The 14,244-nt window shown below is 72.9% G+C and carries 17 protein-coding genes and 1 other RNA gene; 3 read left to right on the plus strand and 15 right to left on the minus strand.

Features of this window, described 5'->3' with window-relative positions:
- A partial coding sequence (locus tag NWP09_RS07535) for a CHAD domain-containing protein (RefSeq protein WP_258274908.1) occupies nt 1-281 on the plus strand: 281 nt, incomplete at its 5' end.
- On the opposite strand, the gene NWP09_RS07540 is transcribed toward NWP09_RS07535, so the two are convergent.
- The 6 genes from NWP09_RS07540 to ftsE form a co-directional block, all read right to left on the minus strand.
- Entirely contained in the window at nt 282-1,652 is a 1,371-nt protein-coding gene (locus NWP09_RS07540; protein WP_258274909.1) for an NAD-dependent succinate-semialdehyde dehydrogenase, read from the minus strand.
- A gap of 79 nt (nt 1,653-1,731) precedes the next feature.
- Nucleotides 1,732-2,102, minus strand: a transfer-messenger RNA (tmRNA) gene (gene ssrA, locus NWP09_RS07545).
- Between the two features lie 107 nt (nt 2,103-2,209).
- Nucleotides 2,210-3,238, minus strand: coding sequence for a 6-phosphofructokinase (locus NWP09_RS07550; RefSeq protein WP_258274910.1), 1,029 nt, complete (start codon nt 3,236-3,238; stop codon nt 2,210-2,212).
- Nucleotides 3,239-3,325: 87 nt separating this feature from the next.
- Nucleotides 3,326-3,802 (minus strand): SsrA-binding protein SmpB, encoded by a 477-nt coding sequence (gene smpB, locus NWP09_RS07555; RefSeq protein ID WP_258274911.1) that lies wholly within the window; start codon nt 3,800-3,802, stop codon nt 3,326-3,328.
- A 66-nt stretch (nt 3,803-3,868) separates the two neighbouring features.
- A complete protein-coding gene (gene ftsX / locus NWP09_RS07560; protein ID WP_258274912.1) occupies nt 3,869-4,783 on the minus strand; it encodes a permease-like cell division protein FtsX in 915 nt (304 codons plus the stop codon).
- Complete coding sequence (gene ftsE / locus NWP09_RS07565; RefSeq protein WP_258274913.1) at nt 4,780-5,511, minus strand: cell division ATP-binding protein FtsE; 732 nt, start codon at nt 5,509-5,511, stop codon at nt 4,780-4,782. The genes ftsX and ftsE overlap by 4 nt, the downstream gene beginning before the upstream one ends.
- 470 nt (nt 5,512-5,981) lie before the next feature.
- On the opposite strand from ftsE, the gene NWP09_RS07570 reads away from it, so the two are divergent.
- Nucleotides 5,982-6,755 carry a hypothetical protein gene (locus NWP09_RS07570; RefSeq protein ID WP_258274914.1) on the plus strand — a complete coding sequence of 258 codons (774 nt, stop codon included), beginning with the start codon at nt 5,982-5,984 and terminating at the stop codon, nt 6,753-6,755.
- Between the two features lie 81 nt (nt 6,756-6,836).
- On the opposite strand, the gene NWP09_RS07575 is transcribed toward NWP09_RS07570, so the two are convergent.
- Nucleotides 6,837-8,246, minus strand: coding sequence for a 4-hydroxyphenylacetate 3-hydroxylase N-terminal domain-containing protein (locus NWP09_RS07575; RefSeq protein WP_258274915.1), 1,410 nt, complete (start codon nt 8,244-8,246; stop codon nt 6,837-6,839).
- A gap of 8 nt (nt 8,247-8,254) precedes the next feature.
- A complete protein-coding gene (gene prfB, locus NWP09_RS07580) occupies nt 8,255-9,373 on the minus strand; it encodes a peptide chain release factor 2 (protein WP_258274916.1) in 1,119 nt (372 codons plus the stop codon).
- A gap of 104 nt (nt 9,374-9,477) precedes the next feature.
- Between prfB and NWP09_RS07585 the strand changes: the two genes are divergently transcribed.
- On the plus strand, nt 9,478-10,704 hold the full coding sequence (locus NWP09_RS07585; RefSeq protein WP_258274917.1) for an MFS transporter: 1,227 nt from the start codon (nt 9,478-9,480) through the stop codon (nt 10,702-10,704).
- Here the strand turns inward: NWP09_RS07585 and NWP09_RS07590 are convergent.
- From NWP09_RS07590 to NWP09_RS07620, 7 genes are all read right to left on the minus strand, one after another.
- The gene (locus tag NWP09_RS07590; protein ID WP_258274918.1) at nt 10,701-11,102 is read right to left on the minus strand and encodes a hypothetical protein; all 402 of its coding nucleotides are present in this window, start codon (nt 11,100-11,102) and stop codon (nt 10,701-10,703) included. The genes NWP09_RS07585 and NWP09_RS07590 overlap by 4 nt on opposite strands.
- A 91-nt stretch (nt 11,103-11,193) precedes the next feature.
- Nucleotides 11,194-11,640 (minus strand): pilus assembly protein TadG-related protein, encoded by a 447-nt coding sequence (locus NWP09_RS07595; protein WP_258274919.1) that lies wholly within the window; start codon nt 11,638-11,640, stop codon nt 11,194-11,196.
- Nucleotides 11,637-12,134: a hypothetical protein gene (locus tag NWP09_RS07600; protein WP_258274920.1), complete on the minus strand. Its 498-nt coding sequence runs from the start codon at nt 12,132-12,134 to the stop codon at nt 11,637-11,639. The genes NWP09_RS07595 and NWP09_RS07600 overlap by 4 nt, the downstream gene beginning before the upstream one ends.
- Nucleotides 12,109-12,489, minus strand: coding sequence for a pilus assembly protein (locus NWP09_RS07605; protein ID WP_309137106.1), 381 nt, complete (start codon nt 12,487-12,489; stop codon nt 12,109-12,111). The genes NWP09_RS07600 and NWP09_RS07605 overlap by 26 nt, the downstream gene beginning before the upstream one ends.
- Nucleotides 12,489-12,677, minus strand: a complete 189-nt coding sequence (locus NWP09_RS07610) for a hypothetical protein (protein ID WP_258274921.1) — start codon at nt 12,675-12,677, stop codon at nt 12,489-12,491. Before NWP09_RS07610 ends, NWP09_RS07605 begins: the two co-directional genes overlap by 1 nt.
- A gap of 10 nt (nt 12,678-12,687) precedes the next feature.
- A complete protein-coding gene (locus NWP09_RS07615) occupies nt 12,688-13,623 on the minus strand; it encodes a type II secretion system F family protein (RefSeq protein ID WP_258274922.1) in 936 nt (311 codons plus the stop codon).
- The coding region (locus NWP09_RS07620; RefSeq protein ID WP_258274923.1) for a type II secretion system F family protein at nt 13,620-14,244 on the minus strand (625 nt) is incomplete at its 5' end. The genes NWP09_RS07615 and NWP09_RS07620, both read right to left, overlap by 4 nt.

Consider the following 14,244-nt stretch of genomic DNA (forward strand, 5'->3'; position numbering starts at 1 on the left):
ACGCGGCCGAGGCGCTCGCGCCGGCCACGGGTCGGCCGGCGGAGCGCACGGCGAAGCGCCTCGCCCGGCTCCAGTCCGCGCTCGGCGAGCACCACGACGCCGTCGTCGCGCGGGCGGCGCTCCGTGAGCTCGGCATGGCGGCGCACCTCGCGCACGAGAACGCGTTCACCTACGGGCTCCTGAGCGGCCTCGAGCACGGGCGCGCCCAGGCCGCCGAGCCGGAGCTCGAGCGGGCCTGGGCGCGCGCGTCGTCGAAGCGGGGAAGCGGCTGGCTGCGCTGATCAGCCGGCGACGACCAGCTTCTTGTTCATGAACTCCTCCATGCCGTGCGGGCCGAGCTCGCGGCCGAAGCCCGACCGCTTGGTGCCGCCGAACGGCATGTCGTAGTCCTCGGCGCTCGCGCCGTTGATGGAGACCATGCCGACGTCGAGCCGGTCCGCGATCGCGAGCGCGAGCTCGGGATCGGCGCAGAAGAGCCGCGCGCCGAGCCCGAAGGGCGTGTCGTTCGCGATCCGCACCGCGTCGTCGGCGTCCTTCGCGCGGTAGACGGTGCCGACCGGGCCGAAGAGCTCCTCGCGGTACGCCTCCATCTGCTCGGTGACGCCGGCGAGCAGCGCGGGCCGCACCCGCGCATCGCCCTGCTCGGCGAGCTCGCCGGCGAGCACCTGCGCGCCCTCGGCGAGCGCCTTCGCCGTCTGCTCGCGCAGCCGGTCGGCCGCCGCCTGCGACGAGAGCGGCCCCACGAGGGCGTCCTCGTCGTCGGGACCGGCGACCTCGACCGCCGCGACCGCTTCGCCGAGGCGCCGCGAGAACTCGTCGTACAGCTCGTCGACGACGATGAAGCGCTTCGAGGCGTTGCACGACTGGCCCGAGTTCTCGAACCGCGTGTCGACCGCGGCCTGCACCACCGCATCCATGTCGTCCGTGGAGAGCACGATGAACGGGTCGCTGCCGCCGAGCTCGAGCACGACCTTCTTGAGGTGCCGCCCGGCGAGCTCGGCGACCGCGGCGCCTGCGCGCTCGGAGCCCGTGAGCGAGACGCCGCGCACGCGCGGGTCGGGGATGACGATCTCGCCGATCTGGTCGTTCGTCGCGAAGAGGTTCTCGTAGGCGCCGGCCGGCAGCCCGGCCTCCTCGAGGATCTCGGCGATGACGGTCGCCGACCACGGGCACTGCGGCGCGTGCTTGAGCAGCACGGTGTTCCCGAGCATGAGGTTCGGGAACGCGAAGCGGGCGACCTGGTAGTACGGGAAGTTCCACGGCATGATGCCGAGCACGACGCCCTGCGCGGCCTTGCGGATGCGCGCGTCGACCCCGGCGCGGACCTGCAGCACCTCGTCGGCGAGGAAGTCCTCGGCGTTGTCGGCGTAGTACTGGATGATCTCCGCCGAGAACTCCGCCTCCGCCACGCCCTGGCCGAGCGGCTTCCCCATCTCGGTCCTGATGATCTCGGCGAGCTCGCGCGAGCGCTCCGTGAAGGCCTGCGCGGCCTTCGTCAGGATCGCTGCCCGCTCGGCCATCGGCGTCGTGCGCCACGGCTCGAACGCCGCGTGCGCGCGCTCGATGGCCGCCCGGATCTCGTCGTCTGTCGCGGTGGGGAACTCCTTGACGACCGCACCGGTGTACGGGTCGGTCACCTTGTACTCGCTCACGCTGCCTCCTCGCAGGGTCGTGTCGACCCCAGCGTACTGGGCGGGCGATGAGCCTCTCGCAGCGTGCGACTCGCACCGATGGTGGAGATGGGGGGAATCGAACCCCCGTCCAACGCTCGCATCGTGCGGCTTCTCCGGGTGCAGCTCAGGCGTGGCGTTCTGCTCGGCTCCGACCTTTGTCCTGAGCACCTAGGTCGACGAGCCCAGTCACAGCGAAAGTCCCGCGATGCCCTGTGACGCAGCATCGCAGCAAGCCCTCAAGATGACGCCAGGGTCCGGAGCGAGGGCGACTCCGGTCTGACGGACTTCAGGCTCGCTTAGGCAGCGAGGGCGAAGTCGGTGCGCTTTGCGTTGGCACCTATGGGTTTGCAGGGGGCGTTGAAGAGATGACCCTGCATCCTCTACCCGCTTCCCGCAGCGATCGAGGCGATGTCGAAACCGATCATCCCCGTGCTGGGTGCGAGTCGCACGCTGTGGAGTTGTCAATGCCGGATGTGCTCCGGCGCGCTGGCGGGGCCAGCCCACCATGGTAGCGCGAGGGCGTGCCCGCAGGCAACCTACCCGAAGAGGAGCTCCGCCTCGCGGTAGCGGTGCTCGGGCACGCGCTTGAGGTCGCCGAGCGCCTCGGACATGGGCACGCGCACGATGTCGGTGCCGCGCAGCGACACCATCGTTCCCCACGCGCGCTCGGTGATCGCGTCGACCGCGGCGAGGCCGAAGCGCGTCGCGAGCACGCGGTCGGCGCCCGAGGGCGCGCCGCCGCGCTGGATGTGGCCGAGCACCGTCGCGCGCGACTCGATCCCCGTGCGCTGCTCGATCATCTCGGCGATGACCTCGCCGATGCCGCCGAGCCGCGGCCGGTCGAACGCGTCGAGGCCCTTCCGCGAGTACTCCTCGTCCATCCCCTCGAGCTTGAAGCCCTCGGAGACCACGACGAGCGGCGCGCGGCGGCGGTCGTAGACGGCCTGCACGTAGTCGCAGACCCACTCGATCGAGCGGGGCTGCTCGGGGATGAGGGTGACGTGCGCGCCGGTCGCGATGCCGGTGTGCAGGGCGATCCAGCCCACGTGCCGCCCCATGACCTCGAGCACCATGCAGCGCATGTGCGAGTCGCCCGTCGTGCGGAGCCGGTCGCCCGCCTCGGTCGCGATCTGCACGGCGGTGTCGAAGCCGAACGTGTAGTCGGTCGCGTCGAGGTCGTTGTCGATCGTCTTCGGCACGCCGACGATCGGGATCCCGTCGCCCGCGAGCCGGTTCGCCGCGGCGAGCGTGCCCTCGCCGCCGATCGCCATGACCGCGTCGATGCCGAGCCGGCGGAGGGTCTCGGCGATGCGCTCGGCCCCGCCCTTCTCCCCCTCGTACGGGTTCGTGCGGCTCGTGCCGAGGATCGTGCCGCCGATGCGGCTCGTGCCGCGCACCGACGACCGGTTGAGCGCTCGCACGTCGCCCTCCTTGAGGCCGCGGTACCCGTCGCGGATGCCGACGAACTCATGGCCGTGGTGCTTCATGCCGGTGAGCACCGCCGCGCGGATGACCGCGTTGAGCCCCGGGCAGTCGCCGCCGGAGGTGAGGATGCCGATGCGCATGTCGCCTTCCCCCGGCGCCCTGGGTGGATCGCCGGCACGCTCCATTCAATACGGGCCGCGCTGGGAATGTCGAACGGGCGGCGGGCCTCAGTCGCCGAGGCGGTTGCGGGTGCGCATCGCCCGCTCGGCCTCGCGCTTGTCCTGCCGCTCCCGCAGCGCGTGCCGCTTGTCGTACTCCTTCTTGCCCTTCGCGACCGCGAGCTCGACCTTCGCGCGGCCGTCGGAGAAGTACAGCGAGAGCGGGACGAGCGTGTAGCCGCCCTGGGCGACCTTCGCGGCGAGCTTGTCGATCTCGTCGCGGTGCAGCAGCAGCTTGCGCTTGCGCCGCGGCGGGTGGTTCGTCCAGGTGCCCTGGCCGTACTCCGGGATGTGCACGGCGTCGAGCCACGCCTCGCCCCGGTCGACGTACGCGTACCCGTCGACGAGCGACGCCCGGCCCGCGCGCAGCGACTTGACCTCGGTGCCCGTGAGCACGAGGCCCGCCTCGATGCGGTCCTCGATGTGGTAGTCGTGGCGCGCCTTGCGGTTCTGCGCCACGACCTTCTGGCCCTGTTCGCGCGGCATGGCTCGCTCCTGGCTCGAGTGTGGATCAGCGGCCCGACGGCCGGGCAGCCGCCCAGTGTAGCGCGGCTAGATCCGCAGGTAGCGCCGGATCGCGACCGCGGCGGCCGCCCCGGCGAAGAGCACGCCCACGCCCAGCAGCACGGGCGCGACGACGAGCGCATCCTCGACCGAGACGATCGCGATCGTCTGCAGCATGGGCGCGACGTAGCCCTGCAGCACGAAGTGCACGACGCCGATCACGGCCCCTGCTGCGAGCACCGCGCCGATGAGCGCCGCGACGATGCCCTCGATGATGAACGGGGTCTGGATGAACCGGTTCGACGCCCCGACGAGGCGCATGATGCCGAGCTCGCGCTTGCGCGAGAACGCGGAGAGCCGGATGGTCGTGGAGATCAGGAGCACGGCCGCCACGAGCATGAGCACGGCGATGCCGATCGCCGCGAGGCTCGCGGTGTTGAGCACCTGGAAGATGGGCTCGAGCAGGGCGCGCTGGTCGCGCACCTCGAGCACCCCCGGCAGCGCGCTCGTCGCCTCCCGGATGAGGTCGGCGTCCTGCGGCACGGTCGGCCGCACCCACAGCGCCTCGTTCATCGTCTCGGGGCTCGCGAACTCCGCGCTCGAGGTGCCGCCGAACTGCTCCATGAAGTGCTGGTACGCGAGCTCGCGGTCCTCGAACTGCACGTCGGCGACGTACGGGGCGATCGCGCCGGTCTCGAGCACGTCGCGCACCGCCTGCACCTGCTCGGGCGTCGCGGCCGTCTGCGTGCACGTCGCGGTGGAGTCGACCGGTCCGCAGAAGTAGATGCCCACCTGCGCGCGGTCGTACCAGAAGCCCTTCATCTGGTTGATCTGCATCTGCAGCAGGATCGCGGCCCCGACGAACGAGAGCGAGATGAACGTCACGAGCACGACCGAGACGACGACCGAGAGGTTGCGGCGCAGGCCGTTCCAGACCTCCTGCGCGATGAGCTGGACCCTCATGCGCGCTCCTCCTCGAGCGCGAGCTCCTCGTCGTCGTCGACGAGGTGGCGGCGGTAGGAGCCGTGCGCCTCGTCGCGCATGATGCGGCCGGCGTCGAGCTCGACGACGCGCTTCTGCATCTCGTCGACGATCGAGGCCTCGTGGGTCGCCATGACGACGGTCGTGCCGCCCTCGTTGATGCGCGCGAGCAGCGCCATGATGCCGGCGCTCGTGGATGGGTCGAGGTTGCCGGTGGGCTCGTCGGCGAGCAGGATGGGCGGCCGGTTGACGACGGCCCGCGCGATCGCGACGCGCTGCTGCTCGCCGCCCGAGAGCTCGTGCGGCAGGCGCGACGCCTTGCCCGCGAGGCCGACGATCTTCAGCACGTCCGGCACCGCCTCCGAGATGAAGGCGCGGCTCTTGCCGATCACCTGCAGCGTGAAGGCGACGTTCTCGTAGACGGTCTTGTTGCCGAGCAGCCGGAAGTCCTGGAAGACGACGCCGAGGTTGCGGCGGAAGAACGGCACCCGGCGGCTCGGCAGCGCCTTCAGCCGGTGGCCGAGCACGTGCACCTCGCCGCTCGTGGGCGTCTCCTCCCGGAGCACCATGCGGATGAGGGTCGACTTGCCCGAGCCGGACGCGCCGACGAGGAAGACGAACTCGCCCTTGAGGATCTCGAGCGAGATGCCGTCGAGGGCCGGGCGGGCCTTGCGGGAGTAGGTCTTGGAGACCTCGTCGAAGCGGATCATGGCCCCTCGAGCGTAGGGGCTGGCGACCACGGGCGGGCGGTGCGACGACGGCGCGTCCGCATCCGCGACGCCCCCGGCGACGCGCCGCGCGGGGCTGAACGGCGGATCAGCCGTTACGCCCCTGGTAGGATGGCTCCGTCGAGCGCGGCCCGGCGCTTCCACGCGCGCGGGCACACACATGGTCACGACATGCCTGCTGCTCGGCTTCGTCACCATGCCATGACGCTGCCGTCGCCGGATCCGATCCGGCGTGCCCTGGCGAGCGTCGCTGTCCTTCGAAGGGTTCGATCATCACCACCACGCCTCTTCCCAGCGCGGCCGTCACGGAGAGCCGCTCCGGCGGCGCTCGGCGCCGCTCCCTCCTGCTCGCCGCCGCAGCGGCGACGCTCGCGATCACGGCGACGGTCCTGCCCGCGCAGGCCGCGACCGCGGCGCCGACCGTCGTCCCGCAGGCGCAGGTCACCAGCTCGATGCCGGGACCGGACAACACCGGGGTGCCCTCGGGCACCGCGCTGCGCGTCCACAACGGCGACCTCACCATCACCCGTGCCGGCACCGTCATCGACGGCCTCGACATCCGCGGCTGCGTCGACGTCCGTGCCAAGGACGTCACGATCCGCAACTCGATCATCCGCGGCAACGCGGGCTACGCCTGCAGCCAGGTCGCCCTCGTGCGCAGCGCGTCCGACGCGGCGAGCCTGAACATCTACGACTCGGAGATCGCCCCGACCTACCGCGCGTACAACGTCGACGGGCTCCGCGGCTGGAACATCACCGCGAACCGCCTCGACATCCACCACGTCATCGACCCCGCGCACTTCTGGGGCTCCGGCAACGTGCGCCTGACGAACTCGTGGCTGCACGACAACCTGCACTACGAGAACGACCCGGGCTGGGGCGGCAAGCCCAGCCACGACGACGGCATCCAGATCCAGGGCGGCTCCGGCTACTGGATCATCGGCAACCGCATCGAGGGCTCGCACAACGCCGCGATCATGATCACGCAGGACCAGGGCACCGTCGCGAACGTCATGATCCGCGACAACTTCCTCGACCACGGCGCCTGCACCGTGAACCTCGCGCAGAAGAGCCGCGGCGCGTTCCAGAACATCGACATCCGCGACAACCTGTTCGGCGCGAACTCGGTGTACAACTGCCAGATCATCCGGCCGACCACGGGCGACATCACGGCGACGAACAACTCGACCGTCACCGGCAAGGCGATGCGGATCAACTTCCACTGATCCGTCGCGCTCCAGCGGGCCGTCTCGTCACCGACGAGGCGGCCCGCTCCCGTCTGCGCGGGCTCCCCCTGCGCAGGCGGCTCAGCGGCGCCAGCGGTCGACGCGGCCGTCCGCCCGCGCGAGGCCCAGGATCCCGACGTGGGTGCGCTCCGGCTGGCCCCAGTAGCTGCGCTCGTAGAGCTCGTGGCGCGCGCCGAACCCCGTGCCGATCGCGTCCCACAGCTCGCCCATGACCTCGAGCCGCTCGCGCGCATCCGCCCCGCCCGAGCCCCGCAGCAGCGGCTCGACCGGCGCGACGAGCTCGCCGCCGAGCGCTTCCAGCGGCACCGGCAGGTGCGCGAGCGCCGATGACAGTGTCGTCTCGAGCGAGACGCGCATGCGCGAGTAGGCGTCGGGCGCGAGCGCCGAGAACGCCATCGCGGCGTCGACGCCCGGCAGGATCGAGTCGCCCGACTCGGTCGCCTGCTCGATCATCGCGTCGCGGAGACCCGCGGCGGTGTGGCGGAAGGCGATGAGCTCGCCGAGCGCCGCCTGCGCGCCGCGGCGCTCCTCGATCCCCATGATCTCGGCTGCGCGGACCGCGAGGCCCGCGATGTGCTCGAGCTTCGCCTCGAGCCGGGTCGCGGCCTGGAAGGCGAGCCGCGCGTTCCAGCCGACCGCGCCGCGGTTGAACGCGAGCATCGTCTCGGCGTCGCGGATGAAGACGTCGCTCCACGGCACGAGCACGTCGTCGAAGACGACGAGCGCGTCGTGCTCGGCGAAGCGGCGCGCGAGCGGCTGGTCGTCGCGCGCGGGCGTGCCGCGCGTGTAGACCGTGAGGCCCTCGGAGCCGACCGCGACCGACGCGGCGATCGCGAACGCATCCGTCTGCACCTCGCCGCCGAAGTGCGACACGAACAGCCGCTGCGCGGTCGCGGCGCCCGTGACGACCGCCTTCGCGCCGCGCAGCACGACGCCCTCGTCGGTCTCGCGCACGACGTGGAGGAAGACGTCGCCGACCTCGTCGGGCGGCAGCTCGCGGTCGACCGGCGGGTTCACGAGCGCTTGCGCGTAGTGGGTGACCGCGCGCTGGTCGCGCTCGAGCGCGGCGCGCACGTTCGCCTCGAAGCGGCCGAAGAACGGCGCGTGCGCGGCCATCGACGTGATGACGCACGCCATGAACTCCGGGGTGCGGCCGAGCCACCCGTGCGTGCGGCGCTGCCACGCGCGGATCGCCTCGCGCTGCGCGCGGAGGTCCTCGCGCGAGTGCGGCACCGTCCAGAACGCGTGGGTGACCCCGTCGCCGCCGGGCCCCTCCGTGATCGGCGCGAGCAGCGCATCCGCCGCCTCGGGCTCGTGGAGCGAGTCGTAGAGCGCGGCGATGGTGGATGCGGCGCCCGCGAACGCGGGATGCTCGGCGACGCGCTCGACGCGCTCGCCGTCGTGGACGACGACCCGGCCGTCGTCGAGGCTCGCGAGGTAGTCGCTGCCGGTCTGCGGTCGGGTACCCACGCTCGCCCCTACTCGTCGCCCTCGCGCTGCTGCTGCTTGCGCCAGCGGATGCCCGCGGCGATGAAGCCGTCGAGGTCGCCGTCGAAGACCGCGGAGGGGTTGTTCACCTCGTGGAGCGTGCGGAGGTCCTTGACCATCTGGTACGGCGCGAGCACGTACGAGCGCATCTGGTCGCCCCAGCTCGCGGCGATCGAGCCGGCGAGCTCCTTCTTGCGGGCCGCCTCCTCCTCGCGCTGCAGCAGCATGAGGCGGCTCTGCAGCACGCGCATCGCGGCGGCGCGGTTCTGGATCTGGCTCTTCTCGTTCTGCATCGAGACGACGATGCCGGTGGGGATGTGCGTGATGCGCACCGCGGAGTCGGTCGTGTTGACCGACTGGCCGCCCGGGCCCGAGGAGCGGAACACGTCGACGCGGATGTCGGTCTCGGGGACCTCGACCTCGTCGACCTGCTCGAACAGCGGCACGACCTCGACCGCCGCGAACGACGTCTGGCGCTTGCCCGCCGCGCCGAAGGGGCTCATGCGCACGAGCCGGTGCGTGCCCGCCTCGACCGAGAGGTTGCCGAACGCGTAGGGGGCGTTCACCTCGAACGAGGCCGACTTGATGCCCGCCTCCTCGGCGTAGCTCGTCTCGTAGACGGTCACGGGCATGCCGTGCTGCTCGGCGTAGCGCAGGTACATGCGCAGCAGCATCTCGGCGAAGTCGGAGGCGTCGACGCCGCCGGCGCCCGCGCGGATCGTGACGACCGCGGGCATCGGGTCGAACTCGCCGTCGAGGAGCGTCTGGATCTCCATGTCGGCGATGAGCCGCTGCAGGCTCGCGAGCTCCTTCTTCGCCTCGAGCTGGGTGGCCTCGTCGGCCTCCTCGTTGGCCATCTCGACGAGCACCTCGAGGTCGTCGATGCGCGACTCGGCCTCGGTGATGCGGCGCAGGTCCGACTGCGCGTGGCTCAGCTGGCTCGTGACCTTCTGCGCGGCGTCCGGGTCGTCCCACAGATCGGGGGCGCCGGCGGCGGCCGAGAGCCGCTCGATGTCGGCGGCGAGCTTGTCGACGTCGGTGACGGCCTTGATGTCGGCGAAGGTGGAGCGGAGGGCGGCGATGTCGCCGCCGATGTCGAGATCGGCCATGATCCACCAGCCTACCGGCGCGCCGCCGGGGCCCTCCCCGTCTGGCCCTCCCCCGCTGGCTGTGCCCGCGCATCGGCCCGTCACCCGAGCCGTAGGCTCGGCGTGTGAGCGGCGACGAGACGGAGCGGTTCCCGTGGAAGCGGGTCGCGGGTGCCGTGTACGTGCCGACGGCGGCGTTCGCGATCGGCGAGGGCGCGGTCATCCCCTACATCCCGCTCATCGCGGGCGACCTCGGCGCCTCGCTCGCGGTCGCGGCCGTCGTCGCGGCGATGCTCACGATCGGGCAGCTCGCGGGCGACGTCCCGGGCGGGAGCGTCGTCGCGCGCTTCGGCGAGCGGCCGACGATGATCGCCGCGGGCGCGCTCGTGCTCGCCGCGCTCGCGCTCGCGCTCCTCTCGACGAACGTGTGGATGCTCGGCGCCGCGATCTTCGTGATGGGGCTCGGGCACGCGGTGTTCGCGCTCGCGCGGCACGCGTTCATGACGACGTACGTGCCGCTGCGATTCCGCGCGCGGGCGCTGTCGACGCTCGGCGGCATCTTCCGCATGGGCATGTTCGTCGGGCCGCTCATCGGCTCGGCGGTGCTCGGGCTCGGGCTGCCGCTCGCGTCGGTGTGGGTCGTGTTCGGGGTCAGCACGGTCGTCGCGATCGCGGTGCTCGTCGTGCTGCCCGACCCCACGACCGCGTTCGAGCGGAGGCCCGCGACGACGGGCGTCATCGAGCTGCAGCAGGAGCGCACGGGCATCTGGCAGGTCGTGCGGCGGAACGCGCGGGTGCTCGCGACCGTCGGCGTCGGCGCGGCGATGCTGTCGCTCGCGCGCTCGGCGCGGAACGTGCTGCTGCCGCTGTGGGCGATCTCGATCGGGCTCGACGGCGTGACGACCGGTCTCGTGATCGGCATCGCGGGCGGCGTCGACTTCGCGCTGTTCTTCGTCTCGGGCTGGGTCATGGATCGCTTCGGCCGGCTGTGGAGCGTCGTCCCCTCGCTCGCGCTCATGGCCGCCGCGTTCCTCATGCTCGCCGTGTCGCACGACCTCGATGCGGCGACCGCGTGGTTCATCGCCGCGGCGATGGTGCTCGCGCTCGGCAACGGGCTCGGCTCGGGCATCCTCATGACGCTCGGCGCCGACCTCGCCGACCGGCGGAACCCCGCGCCGTTCCTCGGCGCGTGGCGGCTCACCGTCGACCTCGGCGGCGCGGCGGCGCCGCTGCTCATCTCGGCGCTCGTGTCGGTCGCGTCGATCGCGTGGGCGGCGGGCGGGCTGACGGCGCTGTGCGTCGTCGGCGCGGGCATGCTGCTCAAGTGGCTGCCGCGCAAGCCGCGCGACTAGGACGGATCGCCGCGGAGAGTGGCCGCATAGGCGTGCAGCCCATCGTCGTCACGGCGCAGGAGGTACTCGAAGTCGGCGTCGGCGATGTGCTCGCCGTCGGCCTTCCAGAAGTGCCAGCGCACGTGGGCGCGCAGCAGCCGCGGCGAGAGCTCGGCGCGCTCGACGAGCGTGTGCGTCGCACGCGCGAGACCCTGCGCCCTGTACTCGGGCTGCGCCGTCGCGAGCGCCGCGGCGAGCTGCTCGCGGGTCTCGAGCATGCCGGCGAACTCGTCGGTGAGCATCATCGACGGCTCGCCCCACAGCGCCGCGGTCGCCGTCGCATCCATCGCTCCGAGCGCCTCGCCGTAGCGGGCGAGGTACCGCTCGAGCTCGTCGCCGTCGTCGGCCGTGTCGGTCATGGCGTCAGGCTAGGCGGGCGGTGCGCCTCGCGCGAGACGGGAGATCAGGGGCGCGAGATCAGGATGCGCGAGGAGCCGGCGCTCGCGGCGCTCAGTCGACGAAGACCGCGCGCGCGGTCGAGCTGACGTCGAGGCGGATGCCGTCGGGCAGGAAGAGCGAGACGACCGGCGGCCGCCACGCGCTCGAGACGGTGACCGTGGCGCTGCGCGCATCGGCGCTCGCGCCGTCGACGCGCACCCCGTCGAGGTCGGTGCCGGCGCGCGACGCCCAGTGGGCCGCCGCCTGCTGCACGGCCTCGTCGGCGAGCTCGGGCGCGGCGTCGCTGCCGTCGAAGCGCACCTGCTCGAGCGCGAACGCCTCGGCCGCCGCGAGCGCCGCGCCGTCGGCGACGCTGAACAGCCGCCGACGTTCGATGAGCATGCTCGTGGCGGCTGTGACGGCGAGGATGAGGGCGAGGGCGAGCGCCGCGAAGCCGATCGTGAGCACGAGCGTCGAGCCGTCCTCCTCGCGCGCGAGCCGGGCCCAGAGCCGCCTCACGGTGCGCCGCCGAACGCCGAGACGGGCTGCGTGGCTCGCGCCGAGACCGGCACGCCGACGCCGGTGTCGAGTCGCAGCACGGGCGGCGCGAGCGGGAGCGGCACCGTGGCGTCGAGCTGCACGTCCACCGTCCCGCGGGGCGTGGTGCACGCATCCGGCACGGGCTCGCACGTGATCGCCACCCGCACGGCGCCCGGTTCGAGGCCGGCGCCCTCGATGCCGACGCGGATCGCGCGGTCCGCCGCCGCGAGCCCTTCGTCGTGCCCGTCCGCGGCCGCGACGACGCGCGCGGCATGCCGGGCGGCGCCCTCGATCCCGAGCACGGCGTGCTGGATCTGGCCGAGCGCGAGCACGAGGTACACGAGCGGCACGAGCAGGATGAGCCCCACGGTGAGGAACTCGACCGATGCGGAGCCGCGGTCGTCGGCGAGGAGCGACGCGGCGGCACGGCCGCGTTCCCTGCTGCGCTCAGCCCAGCCGCTCGACCGGTGCATGGCCGGCCACCTCCAGCGCGACCGGTCCGACGAGCCCGAGCACGGGCAGCGGCGCCGCGACGCGGATCTCGATGCTCTCGACGCCCGCGACGGTCGAGCGCCCCGCGGTGACGCGCTCGGCGTAGGCGGAGCCCACCGCGACGGTGATGAGCTCGCGCGTGCGCTGGACCCCCGCGGCCGGGTCGGAGCCGAGCAGCGACGCATGCCGCGCTCCCTCGGCGGCCGCATCGGCGACCGTCGCGCGGACGTGCAGCGCGAGCGAGAGCTGCATGACCGAGAGCACGAGCATCACGAGGAGCCCCGCGACCATGGCGAACTCGGCGACCGCCGAGCCGCGCTCGTCGGCCAGCCGCATCAGAAGCTCGTGACGCGCGCGATCGCCTGCTCGAAGACGCCCTGGAGCGCCGGCCCGGCGACGGTCCAGAGCACGATGACGAGACCGGCCGTCATGAGCGTGACGAGCACCCAGCCCGGCACATCCCCTCGCTCCTCCTCGACGACGCGGCCGACGAGGCGCTCGAACTTCCTGCTGATCGTGGACATGGTTCCTCCTTCAGAATCCGACCTGCAGCACGTGGATGCCGGGCCACAGCGCGAACGCGACCGTCGTCGGCAGCAGGCCGAAGACGAGCGGCACGAGCATCGAGATCTCCTTGCGACCGGCCGCCTCGAGCAGGTCGCGCTTCGCGGCGTCGCGCGCGTCGAGCGCCTGGGCCTGCAGGGTCTGCGCGAGCGGGGTGCCGCGCTCGAGCGCACCACGCATCTGGTCGACGCTGCGGGTGACCCCTGGGTGGGCGAGCTCGTCAGCGAGCGTGCCGAGCGCGGCCGTGAGGCTCGTGCCGGCCGCGGCGTCCGAGACGACGCCGGCGAGCTCGCGCCCGAGCGCACTCCGGCCGGCCGCGCCGACGCGCCTGAGCGCATCCTGCAGTCCCTCGCCTGCGGCGAGGCTCAGCGACAGGAACTCGAGGATCGACGGCAGCTCGCTCGAGATGCGCGCGAGCCGGCGCTTCGCGCGGCGCTGCAGCAGCCAGTCGACGGTGAAGGCGCCGATCGCCGCACCCAGCACGGCGAGCACCGCGGGCAGAGCGAGCGGTCCGCGCTGCAGGACCCCGACGACGCCGAGGCCCGCCCCCACCGCTGCGCCGAGCACGGCCCAGCGCAGCTGCCGCCCCCGGTGCTCGGCGACCGACTCGCTCGAGGCGGCCTGCCGGAGGCGGCGGCGGATGCCGTCGGGCGCACCGAGCACCGCGTGCGCGATCGGGGCGAGCCGGTCGCCGACGGGCGACGCAGCGGCGCCGAGCACGCGCAGGGGATCGACCCTCCGGCGGGCGACGAGGTCGCGGGCGCCGGACGAGACATCGAGCACGTAGGGCGCGACCCGGTGGAGCAGCAGCGGGCGTCGCAGGATCGGCGCGAGGCTCACGAGCATCCAGAGGCCGAGCCCGAGGCTCGCGCCCAGCACGAGGCTCCATCCGGTCTCGGGGCTCACGCGAACCACCTCGACTCGACGGGGAGTGCGCCGATGCGCAGCATCACGCGGTACGCGATGAAGGTCACCGCAGCGCCGCCGGCGATGAGCATGAGGCCGCCGGGCGCGTTGTAGGCCTGCGCGGCCTCCGGCCGGGTCGACAGGATGAGCAGCACGATCCAGGGCGCCGCGACGCCGAGCCGGGCGGCGCTCACGATCCAGGTCTGCCGCGCCTCGAGCTCGCCGCGCGTCGCCTGGTCCGCGCGGAGGTACGCCGCGAGCTCGCGCAGCACCGTCGTGACCTCGGTACCACCGACCTCGCGCGCCATCCGGAGGGTCTCGAGGATGCGGTCGGCGACGGGGTCGGCGAGGCGGTCCTTGAGCCGGTCGAGCGCGTACCCGAACGAGCCGGTCGCGCGGTGGTCTGCCGCGTACGCGGCGAAGGCCGGCCGCGTGATCTCGGGACCCGATCGCTCGAGCTGCGCCACCGCATCCGGGAGCGCGAGGCCGCTGCGCACGGCCGAGACGAGGTGATCGACGACGTCCGGCCAGACCTCCGCCTGGGCGCGGCGTCGCCGCTTCGCGCGCCACCGCACAGCGAGCACGGGCGCCGCCGCCCCGGCTGCGGCCGCGGCACCGGCG

This window comes from Agrococcus sp. HG114 (assembly GCF_024723325.1).
Taxonomy (GTDB): Bacteria; Actinomycetota; Actinomycetes; order Actinomycetales; family Microbacteriaceae; genus Agrococcus.